The 20,843-nt window shown below is 44.8% G+C and carries 17 protein-coding genes, 1 other RNA gene and 4 pseudogenes; 16 read left to right on the forward strand and 6 right to left on the reverse strand.

Annotated elements, in window-relative coordinates:
• Positions 1-84 precede the first annotated feature (84 nt).
• From DMB88_RS10195 to DMB88_RS10210, 4 genes are all read left to right on the forward strand, one after another.
• Positions 85-1,659, forward strand: coding sequence for a degradosome RNA helicase CshA (locus DMB88_RS10195; protein WP_128101260.1), 1,575 nt, complete (start codon positions 85-87; stop codon positions 1,657-1,659).
• Between the two features lie 200 nt (positions 1,660-1,859).
• The gene (locus DMB88_RS10200) at positions 1,860-2,669 is read left to right on the forward strand and encodes a YesL family protein (RefSeq protein ID WP_128101261.1); all 810 of its coding nucleotides are present in this window, start codon (positions 1,860-1,862) and stop codon (positions 2,667-2,669) included.
• 51 nt (positions 2,670-2,720) lie between these two features.
• Positions 2,721-2,911: non-coding RNA, 6S RNA (ssrS, locus tag DMB88_RS10205), on the forward strand.
• A gap of 172 nt (positions 2,912-3,083) precedes the next feature.
• Positions 3,084-3,476 (forward strand): DUF1499 domain-containing protein, encoded by a 393-nt coding sequence (locus DMB88_RS10210; protein ID WP_128101262.1) that lies wholly within the window; start codon positions 3,084-3,086, stop codon positions 3,474-3,476.
• Between the two features lie 223 nt (positions 3,477-3,699).
• Here the strand turns inward: DMB88_RS10210 and tpx are convergent, their stop codons facing one another.
• Positions 3,700-4,218 (reverse strand): thiol peroxidase, encoded by a 519-nt coding sequence (gene tpx / locus DMB88_RS10215; protein WP_056700278.1) that lies wholly within the window; start codon positions 4,216-4,218, stop codon positions 3,700-3,702.
• A gap of 144 nt (positions 4,219-4,362) precedes the next feature.
• Between tpx and DMB88_RS10220 the strand changes: the two are divergent.
• Together DMB88_RS10220 and DMB88_RS10225 are read left to right on the forward strand one after the other, a co-directional pair.
• A pseudogene (locus DMB88_RS10220) lies at positions 4,363-4,988 on the forward strand (rhomboid family intramembrane serine protease).
• Positions 4,989-5,069: 81 nt separating this feature from the next.
• A complete protein-coding gene (locus tag DMB88_RS10225; protein ID WP_128101263.1) occupies positions 5,070-5,981 on the forward strand; it encodes a glutamate biosynthesis transcriptional regulator GltC in 912 nt (303 codons plus the stop codon).
• 36 nt (positions 5,982-6,017) lie between these two features.
• Here the strand turns inward: DMB88_RS10225 and DMB88_RS10230 are convergent, their stop codons facing one another.
• Together DMB88_RS10230 and DMB88_RS10235 are read right to left on the reverse strand one after the other, a co-directional pair.
• Complete coding sequence (locus DMB88_RS10230; protein ID WP_128101264.1) at positions 6,018-6,698, reverse strand: zinc metallopeptidase; 681 nt, start codon at positions 6,696-6,698, stop codon at positions 6,018-6,020.
• A 28-nt stretch (positions 6,699-6,726) separates the two neighbouring features.
• Complete coding sequence (locus DMB88_RS10235) at positions 6,727-7,155, reverse strand: MerR family transcriptional regulator (protein ID WP_128101265.1); 429 nt, start codon at positions 7,153-7,155, stop codon at positions 6,727-6,729.
• Between the two features lie 352 nt (positions 7,156-7,507).
• Between DMB88_RS10235 and DMB88_RS10240 the strand changes: the two are divergent.
• From DMB88_RS10240 to DMB88_RS10250, 3 genes and pseudogenes are all read left to right on the forward strand, one after another.
• Positions 7,508-8,909 (forward strand): annotated as a pseudogene (locus tag DMB88_RS10240) (ammonium transporter).
• A gap of 41 nt (positions 8,910-8,950) precedes the next feature.
• Positions 8,951-10,035, forward strand: a pseudogene (locus DMB88_RS31965) (DUF294 nucleotidyltransferase-like domain-containing protein).
• Positions 10,032-10,769, forward strand: coding sequence for an exonuclease domain-containing protein (locus DMB88_RS10250; RefSeq protein ID WP_128101266.1), 738 nt, complete (start codon positions 10,032-10,034; stop codon positions 10,767-10,769). The pseudogene DMB88_RS31965 and the gene DMB88_RS10250 overlap by 4 nt, the downstream one beginning before the upstream one ends.
• Here DMB88_RS10250 and DMB88_RS10255 read toward each other — a convergent pair.
• Positions 10,755-11,249 carry a M67 family metallopeptidase gene (locus DMB88_RS10255; protein ID WP_128101267.1) on the reverse strand — a complete coding sequence of 165 codons (495 nt, stop codon included), beginning with the start codon at positions 11,247-11,249 and terminating at the stop codon, positions 10,755-10,757. The two genes, DMB88_RS10250 and DMB88_RS10255, sit on opposite strands and share 15 nt — an antisense overlap.
• Before the next feature lie 208 nt (positions 11,250-11,457).
• On the opposite strand from DMB88_RS10255, the gene DMB88_RS10260 reads away from it, so the two are divergent.
• A complete protein-coding gene (locus DMB88_RS10260; RefSeq protein ID WP_128101268.1) occupies positions 11,458-12,009 on the forward strand; it encodes a TlpA family protein disulfide reductase in 552 nt (183 codons plus the stop codon).
• Positions 12,010-12,254: 245 nt separating this feature from the next.
• Here DMB88_RS10260 and cimA read toward each other — a convergent pair.
• Positions 12,255-13,756 (reverse strand): annotated as a pseudogene (cimA, locus tag DMB88_RS10265) (citramalate synthase); the annotation flags it as partial.
• Positions 13,757-14,384: 628 nt separating this feature from the next.
• Between cimA and DMB88_RS10270 the strand changes: the two are divergent.
• The 3 genes from DMB88_RS10270 to DMB88_RS10280 all read left to right on the forward strand — a co-directional run bounded on the left by DMB88_RS10270 (position 14,385) and on the right by DMB88_RS10280 (position 17,661).
• Positions 14,385-15,686, forward strand: a complete 1,302-nt coding sequence (locus DMB88_RS10270; protein ID WP_128101269.1) for a DNA polymerase IV — start codon at positions 14,385-14,387, stop codon at positions 15,684-15,686.
• A 118-nt stretch (positions 15,687-15,804) separates the two neighbouring features.
• Positions 15,805-16,047: a ferredoxin gene (locus DMB88_RS10275; RefSeq protein ID WP_056700300.1), complete on the forward strand. Its 243-nt coding sequence runs from the start codon at positions 15,805-15,807 to the stop codon at positions 16,045-16,047.
• Positions 16,048-16,239: 192 nt separating this feature from the next.
• Positions 16,240-17,661, forward strand: a complete 1,422-nt coding sequence (locus tag DMB88_RS10280) for a L,D-transpeptidase family protein (protein WP_128101270.1) — start codon at positions 16,240-16,242, stop codon at positions 17,659-17,661.
• Between the two features lie 97 nt (positions 17,662-17,758).
• Here the strand turns inward: DMB88_RS10280 and DMB88_RS30215 are convergent, their stop codons facing one another.
• A complete protein-coding gene (locus DMB88_RS30215) occupies positions 17,759-17,896 on the reverse strand; it encodes a hypothetical protein (RefSeq protein ID WP_164848664.1) in 138 nt (45 codons plus the stop codon).
• Between the two features lie 340 nt (positions 17,897-18,236).
• Between DMB88_RS30215 and DMB88_RS10285 the strand changes: the two genes are divergently transcribed.
• The 3 genes from DMB88_RS10285 to DMB88_RS10295 all read left to right on the forward strand — a co-directional run bounded on the left by DMB88_RS10285 (position 18,237) and on the right by DMB88_RS10295 (position 20,750).
• The gene (locus tag DMB88_RS10285; protein WP_128101271.1) at positions 18,237-19,334 is read left to right on the forward strand and encodes a quinone-dependent dihydroorotate dehydrogenase; all 1,098 of its coding nucleotides are present in this window, start codon (positions 18,237-18,239) and stop codon (positions 19,332-19,334) included.
• A 131-nt stretch (positions 19,335-19,465) separates the two neighbouring features.
• Positions 19,466-20,281, forward strand: a complete 816-nt coding sequence (locus DMB88_RS10290) for a GTP diphosphokinase (protein WP_128101272.1) — start codon at positions 19,466-19,468, stop codon at positions 20,279-20,281.
• Positions 20,268-20,750, forward strand: a complete 483-nt coding sequence (locus DMB88_RS10295; protein WP_128101273.1) for a DUF309 domain-containing protein — start codon at positions 20,268-20,270, stop codon at positions 20,748-20,750. The genes DMB88_RS10290 and DMB88_RS10295 overlap by 14 nt, the downstream gene beginning before the upstream one ends.
• The last annotated feature ends 93 nt before the right edge of the window (positions 20,751-20,843 follow it).

Raw genomic sequence — 20,843 nt, forward strand, 5'->3', positions numbered from 1 at the left:
TATAAATATTAACGCTACTTAAGAATACAGACAACAAAGTGGATTGTCCACCATGTCCACCATATAGAAGGAGTATGAATAATTTTGACAAATTTAAATTTCGCAGATTTCAATCTTGAACCACTGGTGCTGCAAGCCATCACTGAGCTCGGGTTTGAGGAAGCAACACCGATTCAATCCAAATCGATTCCTATCGCACTTCAAGGCAGAGATTTGATCGGTCAAGCTCAAACAGGTACAGGTAAAACAGCAGCATTCGGTATTCCATTGATTAGCAAAATCTCCAAGACTGACGACAAAATCCGCGCCCTCATCATGGCACCTACACGCGAACTTGCGATTCAAGTTGCCGAAGAAATCGAAAAACTCACTCGCTTCAAAGGTTTGCGCTCCCTGCCAATCTACGGAGGACAAGATATTGTTCGCCAAATCCGTGCACTGAAAAGAAAACCACAGATTATCATTGGTACACCTGGACGTCTCCTAGACCATATCAACCGTAAAACAATCAAACTTGATGATGTACAAACTGTTGTATTGGATGAAGCAGATGAAATGCTCGACATGGGTTTCATGGAGGACATTCAATCCATCCTGAAACAAGTTCCAGACGACCGTCAAACAATGCTGTTCTCAGCAACAATGCCTCCTAACATTCAAAAATTGGCTCAACAATTCCTGAACAACCCTGAGCATGTGTCCGTAATTCCAAAACAAGTTAGTGCACCTCTGATTGACCAAGCTTATATCGAAGTGCCTGAACGTCAAAAATTCGAAGCGTTGAGCCGTTTGCTTGATATGGAATCTCCAGAACTTGCAATTGTATTCGGACGTACGAAGCGTCGTGTTGACGAATTGGCTGAAGCGTTGCAAAAACGTGGATATTCTGCTGATGGTCTTCATGGTGACCTTTCTCAAAACCAACGTGATACAGTAATGCGTAAGTTCCGTGACGGCAGCATTGACGTACTCGTTGCAACTGACGTTGCTGCTCGTGGTCTCGACGTATCCGGCGTAACACATGTTGTGAACTTTGACCTTCCGCAAGATCCTGAGAGCTATGTTCACCGTATCGGACGTACTGGCCGTGCTGGTAAAGAGGGTGCTGCTTGGTCATTCGTTACACCGCGTGAGATTGATCACTTGCACTTTATTGAGCGTGTAACGCGTCATCGTATCCCACGTAAACCGTTGCCAACTTTGGCTGAGGCTGTTGAAGGTAAACAACGTTTGACGGCTGAGCGTTTGCTTGAGATCGTACAATCAGGTGAATTGAACGAGTACAAAGGTATTGCAATTCAAATGCTTGAGCAATATGATTCTGTGCAATTGCTGTCTGCTGCTCTGAAACTTTTGACAGGTGACAAAAAAGATGCACAAGTGGATCTGACTCCAGAAGATCCAATCCGTGCTAAACGTCGTAAACCAGATGTTCGCTCCGGCGGACGTAAACCATCAGGTTACAGTGGTAACCGCAGTGGCGGTGGTGGCGGCTACAACCGTGATCGCAACAGCAGTGGCGGTGGACGTGGTGGCTACAACCGCGATCGTAACAGCGGTGGCAGTGGAAGCAGAGAAGGTGGTTACAACCGTGACCGCAAGCCTCGTCCAAGCAACAATGAAGGACGTCGTCCTGCCAAAGATTCATCTTTTGAATAACATTTAATCAAATAACATAAAAGCATGATCTAAAGAATGGGGCAGGTGACTGCCTCATTCTTTTTTTGTAAGTCACAGAAAGTAGGACGAGATCAGGTGAATCATCTCTTTTCCGGAAGTACTGGCTTTTACTATATAAAATAAGGTATATTAATATTAGACTTCAGGTTACACGCAAGGCTGCGGAGGAGGAGAAATGTTTGGAATTTAAAGGAGCTATGGGCGGGATATACAGGCTTACAGAGTGGATTACACGACTTGCCGCAACCAACTTGTTGTGGGCTATTTGCTCGTCTCCATTCTTGTTTTTCATGATTATGAAGGTCTTAGTAATGCAACAGAACTTGGCTAATGAATCGTTGCAAATGAACTGGGCTATGGCGATTGTGGCACCGCTTACACTGTTCCCGGCAACCTCAGCTTTATTTACGGTTGTACGTAAATGGAATATGGGTGATACGGATGTGCCGATTTTCCGCACGTTCTTTGTGGGTTACAAAGAGAATTACAAACAAAGTTTGATCGGCGGTATATTCTATACGCTGCTTTTTGCCATTATGTATCTAGATTATACGGTTTACATGACACAGTTCAAAAATATGCAGCTCGTAGGTATTATTATGCTAGTGTTGCTGCTGTTGTTGTTCGTTTCACTGTTTAACTTTTTCTCAATGGTTGTGCACTATCATATGTCGATTGGATTGATTATCAAAAATGCAGTTTTGTTAACACTGATTAGACCGTTTCGTGTATTTTCGACCTTGCTGGGAAGTGGGTTGTTAATTTACATCGGCTCTAGATATCCAGTATTGTTTGTCTTCTTTATTGTAAGTATTATCGCTTGGTTCGCGTTCTTCAATTTCTATGCAACCTTCATGAAGATGCAAGAGCAAATGGAGAAAATGCAGAAGCAGAAGGAAGAAGAGGAAGCAGCACAAGCTGGAGAGTCTGTCGAAACAATTGAGGGTGCAGACCCTGCGGATGACAAAAACGAAACACTGCGAAAATAAAACATGCCCTGTCGGCATTTACTTTTTACACAGTTAGGGATATAATAATTGTACATCCTGCGATGTACGTTTCGGTTATTCGTTGTTTTGAACCAATGATGATGTCTTCGGGAGATCAATACAAAATGTTGCTGAAACGCCCTGTCTATACGACATGGGGACTTCAAATTCATTTTTGCGGCCACCCACCTGCCAAGCAGGTTCATAAGACAATGTAGCCGGACGGCATAGGCGGGTTTCTATGTTACAAGTACAGCACCCTGACAATTTCCTCTAATCCAGGAATATCAGGGTGCTTTTTTGTGAGAAGAATCGTATTTTTGTTAAAAATGCGGGTTACCCTTTTGTTACATCTTGAACAATGTTACACTAGAATACATAAATGGAACGGTTACACTCAAAGGAGGAAGGGTCTTGACCTTAAAGAGAACGCTCGTAGGTATCATCCGAAGCATGGAGGGAACCAGCGATCGAGCCAAGGATCCCAAATTAAAAACACGGTATTATAACCTATCTAAAGAGAGAGCGTGGGAAGAGGTTTCTTCTACACTTAAGAAAATTCCGGGTTATAAAGTGCTGCATGAAGTACCATCTGTTGGAGAGATCATCTTGGAGAAACGTACGACGTTTGGCCGAACAATGGATATCACCGTTTCTATTATTTCAGTTAGCCCTGTGCGTAGTGCGGTAGATATGTATTCTGCTTCACGTGGTTCACTTGGAGACCTGGGATCGAACTATCGTACCATTATGAATTTATTCTCTGTGCTTGATAAGAAGCTGGTAAAATACAAAACGAATGATTAGAGCGTGTCTGAAAACTCCGAAGGAAGCAGATATTGCCGAATTTTTGTTCCGAGTAAGGACGTTTTCCGCAGGCGTGCCGGGGCGCATCAAGGGAAAGTGACACAGTAGGGGCGAAAAGGTGAACTTCAGCGAGTTTTCAAACACGTCCTATATAGATGATGGCAAAACAAAAAGCGAGAGAAGGTGAGCCTTCCTCGCTTTTGTTCTGGGACGTGTATGACTTCTACAGCAGAGCTTTTACTGCAGCAATGGCTTGCTCGAAGTTAGGGGATTCTGTCATTTCAGGCAGATACTCCACATATGTAATCTTATCTTCGGCATCCACTACGAAAATGGAACGCATGTCCAGTTGGAATTCCTTGATCAGAACACCGTAGTTTTCGCCGAATGAGCGTGTTTTGTAATCAGACAGAGTAACAACGCGGTCTACGCCGGCTGCTCCGCACCACCGTTCCTGTGCGAACGGAAGGTCTACGCTTACAGTCAGGACAACTACGTTGTCTCCGAGTTCTCCAGCTTCAACATTGAAGCGACGAGTCTGCGCATCACATACGCCGGTGTCCAGGGAAGGAACAACGCTAATCAATTTAATTTTGCCTGCATAGTCTTTCAGGGATACTTCTTCAATCAGGTTTTTGCTGAGTGTAAAATCAGGAGCTTGGTCGCCTACTTTCAGTTCAGGTCCGATCAATGTGATAGGGTTACCTTTGAATGTAGCTGCGCCTGTACGTTCTTGTGCCATAATAATGTTCCTCCTTATTAATTGGTGATCCGTGCCAAAATCCATTATAATCTTTTATGAAAGACATTGTCCAATGTGGACGTAGTTTATTACGATGGATCAGATGAAAGCCGATCTGACAGGGTGGAGTGAAAGTAGAGTCGTATGATATTTATTAGGTATGAAAATTGGAAGAGTTATTTGAAGTTTTTCCTTTGACGTCAATGTTATTAGTTGCAAACGTAGTGATGTTCATTCTGTTGAGTTTAAACGGTGGTTCAACCAATCCTGTAACCTTGGTCGAGTGGGGGGCGTTAACGAACCTTCCAGTCTACTCGGAGGAGTGGTGGCGGTACTTTACGTCCATTTTCCTACACGCTGGATTCAGTCACCTGTTATTTAACAGTTTTGCTCTCGTTGTGTTTGCGCCTCCGATGGAGCGAATCCTCGGGTCAATCAGGTATGGTGTGTTGTACCTTGCCAGTGGTGTTCTGGGTAATGTACTTGCAATTGCTTGGTACAATTCAGTAGGACAAACAACCATATCCGTTGGCGCTTCTGGTGCGGTGTACGGTATTTATGGGGCGTTTCTGTATGTCGCGTTGTTTCAGCGAACGATCATGGATGAATCGTCGCGCAAAACGCTATATACGCTGCTTGTATTCGGAATTATATTCTCGTTCGCGATGTCGGGGATTAACTGGATGGCTCACTTGGGTGGATTGTTAGGTGGATTCTTTATCTACGGACTTATCATTCGGTTATGGCGTCCGCGGATGTTGAAGAGGTAATAAAGGGTGTTTCAAATGATCTGTAATCTTGGTATGCATGTAAGGATAAGTAGGGTATAGCAGAATGGAGCGATCAGGCTAGTGGAATTAAGACAGTTGCATTACTTTTTGAAAGTGGCACAGAAGGAGCATGTTACCCAAGCGGCAGAAGAATTGCATGTCGCGCAGTCTGCGGTAAGTCGTCAAATTCATCAACTGGAGGAAGAGCTCGGTGTTGATCTGTTTATGCAGAAGGGGCGGAATCTGCAATTGACTGCTGTGGGACAGCTCTTCTGTAAACGCATAGAAGGAATTTTAAAGGATTTGGACAAAGCAGTTGGAGAGGTCCATGAATTTTTGGATCCTGAGCATGGTGAGATTCGAATTGGCTTCCCGCACAGTCTGGGTATACATCTAATTCCTTCTGTGGTGGCCGCATTTCGCCAGCGTTATCCTAATGTTAAATTCCGTTTTAAGCAAGGCATGTTTCCTACCCTAATTCGTGACGTGCTATCGGCAGAAGTGGATCTGGCATTCATTTCTCCTTTTCCGGAGAAGCATGATCAGGTTGCAGGGGATATTGTACTTACGGAGGAATTGCATGCAATCCTTCCACCGAACCATACACTTGCCAATGAAGAAACGATTGCATTAGAGCAGCTGAAAGACGATAAGTTTGTGTTATTCAGCAAAGGCTACTCGCTGAGACCGATTGTATGGCATGCTTGTCTCGAAGCTGGATTCACACCCAAAATTGCCTTTGAGGGTGAAGAGACGGATACGATTCGTGGATTAGTTGCAGCAGGTATGGGAGTCAGCCTTCTTCCTGAGATGGCTCTGTTTCAGACCAATCCTTTGCAGCCTGCCCACGTAGCGATCTCCCATCCAAAAGTGACGCGTACGATTGGATTAATTCATCGAGCAGATGATAAGCTTCCGCTTGTGGCGCAGTCGTTCCGATCATTTTTATTAAATTATTTCGGTTTACAACAAAACAATACCCCATCCGGTTAACGGTGGGGTATTGTTTTGTTTATGTTAGATATTTGATTAGTCACGGCTGTTGAAAATACCGATGTAACGGATCAATTCAAGTAAGGAGATTAATGCTGCAGCAACGTAAGTCAGAGCAGCGGCGTTCAGTACCTTTGCTACACCTTTTTCTTCCTCGTTCCGAATATATCCTTCAGATACCATAATCTCACGTGCACGGTTGCTGGCGTTGAATTCTACCGGCAGGGTAATCAGTTGGAAAGCAACGGTAACGGAGAAGAAGATAATCCCAATCCCGACAAGATTCATAGCGTTGAAGAGGAAACCTGCGATAAGCAAGAACGGAGCTAGACCGGATGCAAAGTTCACGATTGGGAAGATCCGGTGACGCAATGCAAGCATTGGGTAGCTTTCTTTATGTTGAATCGCATGTCCAACCTCGTGACACGCTACCGAAACGGCTGAGATTGAATTTTCGTAATAAACGGGCTCTGACAAGCGAACGACCCGGTTCATTGGATCATAGTGGTCAGAGAGGGTTCCGCGAACAGGTTCAATCGGAACATCGTGCAAGCCGTTAGCGTCAAGCATGTGACGAGCGGCATCATAACCAGTCATTCCATTCAAGTTGGGTACTTCAGCCCAACGCCTAAAGGTACTTTTTACGCGGAATTGAGCCCATAAAGAGAGCAAAAACGCGATAATGATCAAAACGAACATACCGTTATTAAAACTCATATTCATTCCTCCACTTTCTAATAATAAGTTACATCATGGTGTTTTCGAGCAGAATTTTAAGTGCTTCCATCGTACCTGCGCTTTTCGTGAGCAGCCCTGCCATCATTTTGCGTGCTTGTACAGGTTTCATCTCGCCAAGGAGAGGTTTGAGCTCGTTAACCTCGCGCTCAAGCTGCTGCACGTGAAGTTCTAAGGTAGTCAGTTTATGGGCAACCTGCTCTTCAGTACTCACCAGACTCCACTTCTGAAGAGATTGTTTAATCTCGTCGAGACTATACTTCTCTTGTTTCATTTGTACAATACGTTCAAGTCTGGTTAAGGTTTCACTACTATAGAGACGATAATTTTTCTCTGTACGCTCTTCAGGGTCAATGAGCCCTAGTTTTGTGTAATAGTCAATCGTCCGTTCGCTTACACCCGCGGTCTTGGCAAGTTCGCCAATTCTAAATAGTTTCATATCCCCAATGATATTCACCTCGCTTGCAAGTTCAAATGTAGGGAATTGTAGATTCCACCTGCGGCTTAATACAGTTCGCCCAGTTTTTCTTACTAATAGATATGATACATGATCTTTAACCATACAGTCAAACGTTATGCTTTGAAGATGAGAGGTGTATCGGTCTATATCTATGTGCTCATGCCCCATGATTATGTACTTAAGTGCAAGAAAAAGACGTATGACTTTATTCCCAGAAATAATTTTCAATTTTGTTGAAAATACTCTTGTCAACTTTCCTGTCTTCTGCTTATAATGACATTAAGAGTTTCACGATGTGTGAAGAAACTTAACATGTGAGGGAGTGGGGTTCATGAGAAAGAAATGGTTGGTTTCGGTGTTAGTAATGCTTACTTTATTGGCTTTTCCGGTCAGCGCATTCGCTGCTGCTGAGGGGCCGACTAATATCGAGCTTCAAAGTGGTTTGAACTCAGCCTTTACGTTCTTGGCTGTTGTGTTGGTGTTCTTGATGCAAGGGGGATTTGCTCTACTTGAAGCAGGCTCAACACGAATGAAAAACGCAGGACATATTGCGGGTAAAACGATCCTGACGTTAGGAATCTCAGTAATTGCGTTCTGGGCACTAGGTTTCGGCCTTGGCTTCGGTAACGGTAACGCCTTCTTCGGAACAACAGGATTTTTCCTGAGTGGGGACAAAATGGCTGCTTCCTTCGAGTCATTGGCATTCTCGGATGTTCCACTGACCGTTAAATTTGTATTCCATCTTGCTTTTGCTGCGGTATCATTAGCCATTGCTTGCGGTGGTATGGCTGAACGCGCAAAGATGAGCGTATATATCGTTTTCGGTACTCTTTATACTATTATAATGTATCCTGTTGTTGCTCACTGGGTATGGGGCGGCGGCTGGCTCGCAGAGCTGGGTATGCAAGACTTTGCAGGTTCGACAGTCGTTCACTTAACGGGTGCGACAGCAGCATTGGTTGCTACAATCTTGTTGAAACCTCGTATCGGTAAATATAACAAAGACGGCAAACCTAACATTATTCCAGGTCACAACCAAGTGTATTCTGTACTCGGGTTATCATCCTCTGGATTGGTTGGTTTGGTTTCAATCCAGGTAGTACATTAACAGCTCTGGATGATGGATTCTTCGGTTATGTTGCTTTGACTACAAACGTAGCTGCGGCTGCTGGTGGTGTAGCTGCACTCTTGATCTCTTGGGCAGTTCTTGGTAAATCCGATATTCCTAGTATGTTGAACGGTGTGCTTGCGGCACTCGTTGCAATCACTGGTGCTTGTGCTTTCGTTGAGCCTTGGGCAGCTTTGGTAATCGGTGCTTTGGCAGGTATTATCACATTCTTCACAGCTCAATACTTCGATCGTAAAGGTATTGACGATCCAATCTATGCTTTCTCTGTTCACGGTGTTGCTGGTATGTGGGAGCGATCTCTACAGGATTGTTTGCTACACCAGAGCTTGCTGAGCATGCGGGTGTAGGTCAAGCGGGTCTGTTCTATGGTGGCGGATTCCACCAATTGGGTGTACAGCTTCTCGGTCTTGTAGGCGCATTTGCCTTCGTACTTGTTGTATCCTTCATTATCCTGGGCGGTATGAAAGCTATTATGGGTATCCGTGTTACGGAAGAAGAAGAAACAATGGGTCTGGATATGAGTGAGCATGGTACTTACGGGTATCCTGAGCAAATGAAACATGCGGAAAGCAAATCCAACGGAGGCGGTACGTTCAGCTCCTAAGTTGAAGATTGCTGAATCATGCTTCAAGGAGGCCGGACATGATGGAACCCATCCCGTTTATCAACCATTCCTGGTCCTATACGGAAATAGATGTTGCAGCATCTGTTGAAGAATTACGCCAGGCACGTATCGTATTACAGAATGAGCTCCAGGAATTGTTGTCCGCTTCCTTGTCGAAGGTTGAATGGTACCAAACGGTAAATGAGCTGCATGACCGGATTGCTCGGAAGGCAGTAGAGTTGTGCATCCAGGGGATGGTAGAGGAAGGCTTCGGCCAACCTCCCGTCCCCTATGCCTTTATCGTTTTTGGTAGTTCAGGCAGGGAAGAGTCAACATTATGGAGTGATCAGGACAATGGCATGATCATTAGTGACATGCCGCATGAGGAAAAAGAATCCTATTATGCTGAGCTCGGTCAGCGGATTACAGATGTGTTAGAAGAGCTTGGTTATGCCAAATGTGAAGGTAAGGTCATGTGTTCTGAGCCGTTATGGAGGAAGACGCTTGAAGCTTGGAAGCAGCAGTTGCTGGAATGGCGTTCAGATCTAGCGTGGGAGCCAGTTCGTAATCTCATAATTGCCTCAGATATGCGCTTTATTACAGGGATCATCAACTTGCGGAAGAATGGATTGCTGAATTTTACGAAGGGTTCAGGCAGGTTCCTGAACTGTCCGATGCTGTTCTACGCAACACGGTTAAACATAAAGCTACATTGAATATTCTTGGGCAAGTGGTCACAGAGCGTTTTGGTGAACATGCTGGAGGATTTGATGTGAAATATGGTTTATACATTCCTCTAGTAAATAGCGCAAGATTTTTGGCATTACAGCATGGCATCAAAGAAACCTCCACACTCAAGCGAATAGAGCGATTAGTTTCGCTAGAGGCTGTACCGCTTACCTTACTGGATGCAGCTGGCAGAGCTTTTGTATCCGCACTTGAATTTCGGCGGAATACGCCGGTTGTGCTCAAAAATGATTTACAGCACAGCAGTGGATTTTTGGATGAGAAACAAATGAAGCAAAAGCAAGTGCATTATGAACTGAGGAATACATTAGGGCTGGTACGTCGTGTGCACCGAGCACTGCAACGACAGCTGCGTTTCGCGGAGAGGAGACGTCCATGAGAGAGCCGGCACGGGGCAATACAGGATTTTGGAATTCGCTGCGTCAGGGAGGGGTTCCTTCCGCCATCGCTTCCATAATGGGAGCCCCAACGGCGCAACACATGGCTTTTATCCGTTCCATGATGAGAGAGCAACGTAGACCAGAGGTGCTTCATACCCCGTTGAATGAGTTGGACGCAGTTGTGTTCGACCTTGAAACGACGGGCTTCTCGCCTCAACATGGAGATGAGATTCTTTCGTTTGGAGCGGTACGGATTAATGGCGGTGTCATCGTGGAGGGGGAACAGTTCTACACATTGGTACAATCCAAGACGTCCGTTCCAGAACATATCACTGAACTAACGGGAATAACGCAGGAGATGACATTGGATGCACCCTCCCTTTTGGAGGGTTTGCATGATTTTATGTCATTCGTTGGTGGTAGTGTGCTTGTTGCACATGCGAGTGGGCATGATCGTGCTTTTTTGAATGCAGCGTTATGGCGTACCACTAAGGTAAGGCTTACGCACCGATTAATAGACACGATGATGTTGGCGCGATGGCTGGAGCCTGGTAGACCTGGTTATGGGCTGGATGAACTACTGGAATCAAGAGGTATTACCATTCAGGGTCGTCACCATGCTCTGGAAGATGCAAAGATGACGGCACAACTATGGTCTTGTTACTTGGAAGATATGATTCAGCATAATGTAGAAACGTTGGGGGATCTATACACGCAGCTAAGTCATGCATAATTGTAGTGGCTGTAATGTATGTTTGATTCTTTCATTAACTTGGTTAGCTGTCTTTGCCTCGGATTGAATCTCGTAAGCATGCAAGTTCATCTTGTTATGACTTGTCGTATCACTGGGATGAATGGGAGATCCAATTAGATATACATTCAACATACCGGCGAAAGTCGGAAGGGAGTGGATGTCCTCTAGAGATGGTAACGGCTCTGTTCGAGGATGCGAATGGAACACACCAATAAGGGTAGGTTCTTGAAAGATGCAACGGATCCATTCCACTTGCTCCAGTTGGAAGTGATGCAGCGGGTCAGGTGCTACGTTACGAATGGGCTGAAACCGACTGATTCGTATGCCGCCCGCTGCAGCTTCACCCAGCACAACCCCGCAGGCTTCCTGCGGCAGCGAATGGAACATGTACTCCGACATTTCTTGCTCCACGGAGGAAGGGATGTAGAGTGTGTTCTGCTGTCCACGAAGTGCTGCCATTTGTATTCACCCCTCTCTCTTTGGCTCCTGCTTCGGCAGGAGTCCTTTTTCATTTTATTTTATAGAAGCTGTTTAAAAAGTCCAATTTCTATGGATTCAGATTGTAAAAAATTTGAGGAAAAGGGTACAATATGTGAGAGGATCTGGTTTTGTACCAATATGAATGTTAAAATCATGCGGGATACTGACGATAAGAGGGTGAATAACCGTGAAAAGAAATCTATACATACTGTTTGTTGCTGTATTACTCGTTGGTTTTGCATTAGTGCAAAATGCAGGAGATGGAATTGCAGCGGTATTCAAGCAGGAGGAACCTCTTCCTACGGAGACTGGGCCTCGTGCAGGTCTGCTTGCTCCTGGATTTTCTCTTACAGCTATGGATGGGAAAACCTACAATGTAGGTGGAGCTAAGGATAAAGCAATATTTGTGAATTTTTGGGCGTCTTGGTGTGAACCTTGCAAACAAGAGGCGCCAGAGCTCAATACATTAGCAGCAAAGTACAAAGATAAACTAGACGTGTATGGTGTTAATGTGACATCTTACGATAAGCTTAAGGATGCCAAAGCCTTTGTTGATGAATATAAGCTTACCTTCCCGATCTTGCTAGATGAAGACGGAGCGACTTATGCGAAGTATAACGGTGTGGCATTTCCTACAAATGTACTGATTGATGCTAATGGCGTTATTCAGGAGGTCATTCTCGGTATTTTACCTGAGGAAGAGTTGGAACGTAAAATCAAGGCCGTGATTAAAAAGTAACTGTATTAAAAGAGAAACTCGATTATGTTTGCATTAAGTTAGCAGATGATAAGTGTAATCCAAAAACAAAGCGCCCATTCTCCGTAGATGGAGAAGAGCGCTTCTTTTATTTTCCGGGAAATATGAGTTTAATGATTATTTAGCCCAAGTGCAGCAATCGAAACGATGCTAGGCTCGTCCTGAATGTTTTCCTGAAGTAACGCGTAGCGGAAACTATGCACGAGTGCTTCCCAGCTCGCTTCAATGACATTCTCGGATACACCAACCGTATTCCATGTGTTTTCCGTATTTTTGGATTCAATTAGAACGCGTACTTTGGCTGCTGTAGCATCTTTCTCATCCAGAACACGCACTTTATAGTCAGAAAGGTGCATGTTGCCGAGGGAAGGGAAATATTGTACAAGCGCTTTACGAACAGCATTATCGAGTGCGTTGACAGGACCATTACCTTCAGCAGCGGTGTACACACTGTTCCCGCCCACATTCAGTTTAACAAAAGCTTCGGAAACAACGGGTTTTCCAGCTGTTTTCTCTACAAGCATTTTGAAAGACTCGAAGGTGAATAGTTCTTTCATGTCTCCATTTGCCTCACGAATCAATAGTTCGAGTGAAGCATCCGCACCTTCAAACTGGTAGCCTTGGTGCTCCAGATCTTTGATTTTCTCTATAATCTGACGAGAATTCTCGCTACTAGGGTCGAACTCAAGCCCAAGCTCTTGAGCCTTGGACACAATGTTACTTTGTCCAGCGAGTTCAGAGACAAGCACACGCTGTTTGTTACCCACAAGTTCTGGCACGATATGTTCATACGTACGGGAATCACGCAAGATGGCGGAGACGTGAATTCCACCTTTGTGAGCAAATGCAGCATTACCAACATAAGGTTGGTTAATTGGCATGTTCACATTCGCGATCTCACTCACGTAGCGGGCTACGTTGGTCAGTTGTTTCATCGAATCTTCAGACACGCACTCATAGCCAAGCTTCAATTGTAGGTTAGGGATAATAGAAGCCAGGTTGGCGTTACCACAGCGTTCTCCGTATCCATTCATTGTACCCTGTACTTGTCTTGCCCCGGCTTGTACAGCACTTAATGTGTTGGCAACCGCCAGTTCACAGTCGTTGTGCGTATGAATACCAAGCTGAGCGAGGGGCAGTCCGCGGTATAGCGTTGAAACAATCTCATGCACCTCGTGGGCATCGTTCCACCGTTGGTGTCACACATAACCAGCCAGTCCGCTCCGGCTTCATGTGCTTTGGTTAACACCGCTTGTGCATATTCGGGATTATGTTTGAAGCCGTCGAAGAAGTGCTCAGCATCAAAAATGACTTCCATTCCGTTTTGTTTAAGATAGGCGATAGAGTCATAGATCATGGACAGGTTTTCTTCCAAAGTCGTTTGCAGTGCAGTGTGCACATGGAAGTCCCATGACTTCCCAACGAGTGTCGCTGCATGAGCACCTGATTCAAGGATTCGTTGTAAGTTTGCGTCCCCACTGGCGACAGAGCCTTTCCGACGTGTACTGCCAAATGCAACCACCTTGGCGTTCAAGTTCAATTCCTTGACTCTTTTGAAAAATTCAATGTCCTTGGTGTTGCTGCCCGGAATTCCGCCTTCAATATAATGAGCACCCAGGTCATCGAGCTTTTTGGCAATCTTAAGCTTGTCATCTGCCGATAAGCTGACACCCTCCCCTTGTGTGCCGTCACGTAAAGTCGTATCGAAGATGGAAATGGCCTTTGACATGAAGATCCTCCTTTGAGATAAAGCGCTTTTTTAAAAGTTTATTGGTTAGTTGGGAAAGTAAAAAAAACCTAAGTTGAATCGATCCTTCGATTCTGCAACGCTACACTGTGTTAAACTGGCTGCGTTGATTTGTCCTAAAGTCGTGAATTTGTATAATTAATTATTATAGCACCATTATAGCCAAATGCTACATAGAAATCGCAGTTTCATGTAACAAAAATAGGATTTTTGAGTTGTAGTACAGCGTGAACGACTGAGAAAATTATGTTATGCTTGTTAGAATTGGATAAAGGAGGGAGATAATTTGAACTTTGTTTGGGAAAATAACATTATTTCATTAATAGTTACAATTATATTTGGAGTTGGTATATGGGCAATTGTTCGAATGATCATCAAATTCTTTCAGAAATAAATGGGATCTAGCTCGTGATGAAAATATGTTAGGTATGATGGAATTCATTATAACGATAAGCCTTTTGAATTCCATGATGATGATCAACGGGATGCAAAATGCTTGTATAAATAATTTTACATAAGAAACTGGAATATTATAAACTATAGTGTGTGGGGTGTAAGGTTATAGCTTTTGTTGGCTATGAATCGATATACGAAAGGGCGGAGGTTGAATATGTCTTCAGACGGCACGCATCATACCCATGTTGAACAATATTATCCTGCCGCCGGGCGGGTCATTTTGCATGTGGATATGAACGCTTTCTACTGTTCTGTGCATGAAGCGGAGGAGCCTGAGTTATATCGAGGTAAAGCAACGGCTGTGGCTGGCAGCAGTGAAGTGCGAAAAGGGGTTATTGTAACCTGCTCTTATGTAGCTAGAGGCAGAGGAATATCAACAGGCATGGTTGTGCACCAGGCCATGAAGAAGTGTCCTGACTTAATTGTGATTCGACCTGATTTTCATTTATATCGAAAGTATTCCAGAGCATTCATGCAGATCGCGTACAGCTATACACCGCTGCTTGAGGCAACCTCTATAGATGAGTGTTATCTTGATATCACGGGTTCTAAACAGTTCGGCACACCAATAGAAATTGCAGCCAGCATACAGGATCGAATTCGGGAGGAGCTAGGATTGCCTTGTTCTATCGGAATCGCACCCAACAAATTGCTGGCAAAGATGGCATCGGATCTGAAAAAGCCAAATGGAATATCCATTCTGCGGATGAGGGATGTTCCGAATGTGCTGTGGCATAGACCTTGTCATGAAATGTTTGGCATAGGTAAGAAAACAGCGGAGAAGCTAAAGAAGATCGGTATTGAGACGATTGGACAACTTGCTCAATCTGATGAGCGGATGCTTACCGATCTATTTGGTGTCAATGGAACCTGGTTGAAGAATTCAGCTAATGGAGTTAATCACTCACCTGTGCAAGCTGAGCGGGAAGCGAACAAATCCATTGGGCATACAACAACACTGCCAGCGGACATATCAGATATGAATGATGTGCAGCGCGTTCTATTAAACATTAGTGACCAGGTCGCCAGAAGGTTACGCAAGCATGAAATGTTAAGCCAGGGTATCCAGATCACCATTCGCACGCCGGACATGAAGACCATTACCCGCTCACGGATGATGGAAGTCCCTACAGAGGATTCATCCATCATATATCGGGAAGCTTGCGCATTGTTCGCTAAACATTGGGGCAGTGGGAAGCCGGTTCGAATGTTAGGTATCACTTTACAAACGTTGATCCCGCGTGAGGAATCTGCCATTCAGATGGATCTGTTCGAATATGAGCAGAAACCGAAGAAAGAGAGCTTGATTCGGATCATGGATCAGTTACGTGACAAATTTGGGGAAAATGCGGTTGTAACTGCGGGCATGATCGGTGACGATCCATCCGTACTACTGCGCGATCATAAAGTACGGGGAACTTCCTTGCAAAAAGATAATTTGCAAAGTCTTGATTAAATAAGGCATAATAGAGACTTGCGGTTATAAAATTATTTGTAATTACTCTTACTTTGTATTAATATGTTTCTAGATAAAAATACTGTACGTTTGTGAATTTTTAGGAGGAGAGATTGTAATGAGTAAATATACTTGGGTTGAAAAAGATACATGTATCGCATGTGGAGCTTGCGGAGCAACTGCACCTGACATCTACGATTACGACGATGAAGGTTTGGCAGAAGTAATCTTCGATGGTGATGCAAATAAAGGGATCAAAGCTATTCCAGATGAGTTCTTCGATGATATGCAGGATGCTTGCGACGGTTGCCCTACAGATTCCATCAAAGTTGCGGATGAGCCTTTTAACAAAGAAGGTTAATTCATTATCCATATTGTACATGCTAAGCACTTTCTGCTGTCTTCCACAGTGGGACGTGCTTTTTCGTTGTTTACACGGATTTGCCCGAAAATGATGAGAAGTAATCCGAGGACTCAAGTCCTATGGATTTCAAGCGCCAATCTGCCGATATATTAGGAAGAAACGGAAAACGGCGAACTGATGGAGGATCGGATGCAAAATACTCATTTACGTACATATGTGAAGAAACACCCCGATAATAAAATGGCTTGGTATTTACTTGGTAAGGAATACTTGAACGAAGGGCAAGAAGCCAAAGCCAACTACTGCTTTCAACAGGCTGGAGAGGTATATGAAGCTTTCGAGCGGAGTAAAGCACCAGCAGACATATGGGTGGACTATCAGAATAAACTCGTGGAGATGGGTGAGCAAAAAGAGAAGAAACAACGGGTTCGCAAGTTATGGTTAACCTTGTTAATGCTACTGGTGCTTGCGTTAGTTCCGCCTGCTGATGCACCTGGCTTCAGTCGTGATACAGCCAAAGCACTCACAGATGCACTGGCAGCAACGGAGGATCAGGAAGAACAAGCTGATCAAACATCGCTTGTAGAGCCAGAAAGCAACGATTCCAGTGTGTTTACTGCCGGCGCCTTCGGGGGTGGGAGTCAGGGGGAAGCTGCGTTAGCTGCGGCCTGGGCTGGGGCTGGATCGAATGTGCAGACGTCCGCTGTTCTCGGTATGCAGGTATCGGATCAATGGTCGTTATGGAAGCGTAAAATGCCAGTGAAATACATCATACAGACCAACAATAAGGGGAGATTAACAGCCCAAAGTTATGATGCAAAGCAGTGTGATTGCGAGCCTCCAGAGGTTTCAGTGGAAGTGAAACAGTTGGCAGCGGCTTGGACAGCCAAACAAGAGGTAGCGGTGTCACTGTCCAGTGCGATTGGAGCTTATCGGAAAAAGAATGGAGCTTGGCCGAAAAATGTGAGCGAGCTTGCTCAGCCGTTTCCTAATAATGTAATAGGTGAGACCTCACCCGGCATGAGTCAGATGTTCCCTGTTCTACTGGCGATGCATCAACAAGGTAAGGCTACTAACGCCCAAGCGGGTAGTGCCGCTGGCGATAACGCAGCGAATTCAGCCGATGTGTTTGGTGATACGTTAGGTGGCGAGCCTTTCCTGAAGGAACCATTGGAGATTGTTGTGGATAAGAAGAATCATAGACTTGCGCTCCTCAGTGGGAACACGATTATTCGCAATTATGAGGTGGGGCTAGGCGGGGATCGAACTCCAGAAGGCAAATTTGTCATTAGTGATAAAGTGGTTAATCCGAATGGTCGCTCTAACGGAGAGTTTGGATCAAGGGGAATGCAACTCTCGGATACCAATTATGCCATCCACGGGACCAACGAGCCGGATAGTATCGGACTAGATGAATCCCTTGGATGTGTGAGGATGAACAAGGCGGATGTAGAAGAGTTATTCGCACTTGCTCCTCAGGGTACTCCCGTGCGGATAGGGAAGGATCTGCTTCCAGATACGACGGTTGTTCCAGAAGCGAAGGATCGTTACAAGTACACGCTCGTACCTAAGCAGAATAATCCGAACAAGACGTATCACTGGTTGAACTAGATACATACATCGCATGATTACGCACCTATCAACATCGAACTGATCTTACACAGCCTGCTTAATCATTATGTAGAATGTAAAGCATGGGTTGGTTCATTTACATATTGGCGATAATAATCAGTGCGCTGATAATAATGATTAATCCGACTACACTGGCTGCTGTCCAAATGATAGCTTTACGATTAACTTCTTCTTTTTTCTGCTGAAGTGTTGGTGGTTTACGTTTCGGAGCCATGAGCTGTTCCTCCTTTACCATCGAGCTGTTATTCATGTGACTATGGTATCATTGTAAAGAATTCCCCTTCTCTTTTCCAGTATGCATGTGGATTTCTTATGACGCCATTTTGAAATGTCTAATCTAAGGCCATGTATAAGGTTCTGATCGTAGCATTCTGCGGAAAGCGGATACTTCCGTTCGTTCTTTGGATGATCTGAATAAATGATTGTGTCTATACGTAAATTACTTTCCTTTTGAAGAAGAAACGGATAGACTTGTGTATAGAGTGTTTTTTTACATATGAAAAGACGGGAAAGCCTTTTTTAAAAGCGTACCGGACGAGAACGGAGTGAACGATTTGTTATATAGAAGTCTTGCAAAACCGCTATTGTTCAAAATGGACCCAGAGCAGGCTCATCATCTCATTATTGGTGGCCTTAGTGGTATGGGGAGCATACGCCCGGTGCCTTCCGGTTTACGTGTGATGTACGGTGTGCGTGAAACGGCTGATCTCGCAGTAGATATGTTTGGTTGCCACTTCCCTACGCCTGTAGGATTGGCAGCAGGCCTGGACAAAAACGGACAAGCCGTAACGGGTTTTTCTTCGATTGGATTTGGGTTCATGGAGGTCGGTACTGTGACGCCTCTAGCACAGCCAGGCAATGATCAGCCGCGATTGTTCCGTTTGCCTCCCGATGAGGCACTAGTGAACCGTATGGGATTTAATAATCTGGGCGCGGAAGCGATGGCAGGTGAGCTATCCCGTCTGAAGGAACGTCGTATTCCAGTTGCTGTGAATATCGGTAAGAACAAGGCAACACCGAATGAAGAGGCTCATCTGGATTATGCGAAGTGCATCCGAGCACTGTATACATATGCCGATCTATTTGTCGTGAATATTAGCTCACCAAATACACCGGATTTGCGTAATCTGCAACATGGGAATGAATTAAAAGAATTGCTTGCTGCGGTTATGAATGAGATGGAAGCTCAGCGAGCGAGCATTGGTGGCTCCGCCAAATCCGTTCTTGTCAAAATTGCACCAGATGTTAATGACCAGGAGCTTGAATATATGGTGAGCACGATTGCGGACAGCGGTGTAGCCGGCATTATCGCAACCAATACGACAATTAGTCGTGAAGGGTTGTCTCACCAGCATGCAAAGGAAACAGGTGGACTAAGCGGTAAGCCGCTCCGTGATCGCTCTACGGAAATCATTCGCCAGATCTATCGCCAGACCGAAGGCAAGCTTCCGATTATCGGCTCAGGTGGTATTTTTACAAGCGAGGACGCTTATGAGAAAATTAAGGCGGGAGCAAGCCTTGTGGAAATTTATACAGCCCTGATCTATGAAGGGCCAGAAGTAAACCGCCGCATCCATGCAGGATTGCGCGAATTGTTGCGCCAAGATGGGTATAGTCATATCTCGGAAGCGGTGGGCGCAGAGCACAAGTAAGAGAGAAGGAAGTTCCCCAACAGCAAAATATAGAAGCTTGGAAGAGGTTAAGTGTACGGGACTCTTCCCCCCGACGAACATCATGTATAATAGTGAGTATAGGGGACGCTATAGAGACAGGAGGCATAAGCATGGACGGTAGAGACTGGGGTACATTTTTACTTCCTTATGAACAAGCGGTAGAGGAATTGAAGGTTAAGTTCAAAACGATGCGGGCGGAGCTGAAGAAAAGGGAAGAATACGCTCCGATCGAATTCGTGACGGGTCGTGTCAAAAAAATATCCAGCATTTTGGAGAAGTCCAGGCGTTTGAATGTGCCGCTGGATCAGGTAGAAACCGGGATAGAGGATATTGCAGGCATCCGGATTATGTGTCAGTTCGTGGATGATATTCGCCGAGTAGCTGAGTATATTAGGGCACGCAAGGATCTAACGGTTCTCATTGAAAAAGATTATATTACGAACTTCAAAGAGAGCGGCTACCGTAGTTTCCATATGATCATTGAATATCCTGTTCAGACGGCACTAGGACAAAAGATCGTGTTGGCGGAGATACAGATCCGGACATTAGCGATGAATTTCTGGGCGACCATCGAACATTCCCTTAGTTATAAGTTTCGGGAGAGTCTTCCCGATGATATGCGAGCTAGGCTGAAGAAGACGGCGGAAGCTGCATTTGTACTCGATAACGAAATGTCTGCAATTCGATTGCAAATCCTAGAGGCACAGAAGGCGTTTGAGGATGACTCTAATATCGTATCAAGAACACTGAACATCATCCATCAGTTGTATTTCTACCACCTGGTGAATGAAGCAATTGAAGCCCAGAAGCGTTTCAATGATTGCTGGGAGCGCCATGACATGGAAGGGCTTAAAGACCTTTTAGATGATGTGAAGGAACTTTTGAACAATGCGAGGAAGGGCGAGAACCCAGATGAACAGCTATGAGCCGCTGTACATCGACTACTTAATCTACTTTAATCGCGATCAGGATTATTTTGAATGCCATGAAGTGTTGGAAGAACTCTGGTTGAAATGTGATCGTGATTCATTTTATAAAGGTATGCTGCAAATTGCCGTTGGTCTGTATCATTTTAGAAACGGCAATCTCCGTGGAGCGCGAATGATGCTTCAAAGTGCAGTAGAGCTTCTGGAGCCATATCCTTCTATTACGCAGGGAATTGAGCTTGAACGAATAGTCAAGGAAGTGCGTGAGCTGTTAGAGGGACTGACAGACGCAAATTCGGACAGCTTCCCTTATCGTGATCTCACGATTGTGATCCAAGATGAAGTGTTGATTCAAGCTGTTAATTTAAGAAGCCAGCACGTGAAACCCAACATACCACAGCGGCGGAGTCCAACACGTGGACGGATCTATGAAGAGAAGATGAGAGCGTTGCAGCAGAAACAGCAATAAAGCCGAACAGTAACCAAGCGGAATACATGATCTTTCATGCATATCATTATTTCTTGGATTGTGATATCCTGCAGGAGAAAAATAAAAAACACC

The organism is Paenibacillus sp. DCT19 (assembly GCF_003268635.1).
In the GTDB taxonomy this organism is placed as follows: domain Bacteria; phylum Bacillota; class Bacilli; order Paenibacillales; family Paenibacillaceae; genus Paenibacillus.

Excerpts from the sequence above, each read along its gene's own strand:
- DMB88_RS10250 (WP_128101266.1), top strand. The coding sequence starts at position 10,032 with ATGAGAGAGCCGGCACGGGGCAATACAGGATTTTGGAATTCGCTGCGT.
- DMB88_RS30215 (WP_164848664.1), bottom strand. The coding sequence starts at position 17,896 with ATGGCTCCGAAACGTAAACCACCAACACTTCAGCAGAAAAAAGAAGAA.
- DMB88_RS10280 (WP_128101270.1), top strand. The coding sequence starts at position 16,240 with ATGCAAAATACTCATTTACGTACATATGTGAAGAAACACCCCGATAAT.
- DMB88_RS10255 (WP_128101267.1), bottom strand. The coding sequence starts at position 11,249 with ATGGCAGCACTTCGTGGACAGCAGAACACACTCTACATCCCTTCCTCC.
- DMB88_RS10270 (WP_128101269.1), top strand. The coding sequence starts at position 14,385 with ATGTCTTCAGACGGCACGCATCATACCCATGTTGAACAATATTATCCT.
- DMB88_RS10290 (WP_128101272.1), top strand. The coding sequence starts at position 19,466 with ATGGACGGTAGAGACTGGGGTACATTTTTACTTCCTTATGAACAAGCG.
- tpx (WP_056700278.1), bottom strand. The coding sequence starts at position 4,218 with ATGGCACAAGAACGTACAGGCGCAGCTACATTCAAAGGTAACCCTATC.
- DMB88_RS10295 (WP_128101273.1), top strand. The coding sequence starts at position 20,268 with ATGAACAGCTATGAGCCGCTGTACATCGACTACTTAATCTACTTTAAT.
- DMB88_RS10275 (WP_056700300.1), top strand. The coding sequence starts at position 15,805 with ATGAGTAAATATACTTGGGTTGAAAAAGATACATGTATCGCATGTGGA.
- DMB88_RS10235 (WP_128101265.1), bottom strand. The coding sequence starts at position 7,155 with ATGAAACTATTTAGAATTGGCGAACTTGCCAAGACCGCGGGTGTAAGC.
- DMB88_RS10230 (WP_128101264.1), bottom strand. The coding sequence starts at position 6,698 with ATGAGTTTTAATAACGGTATGTTCGTTTTGATCATTATCGCGTTTTTG.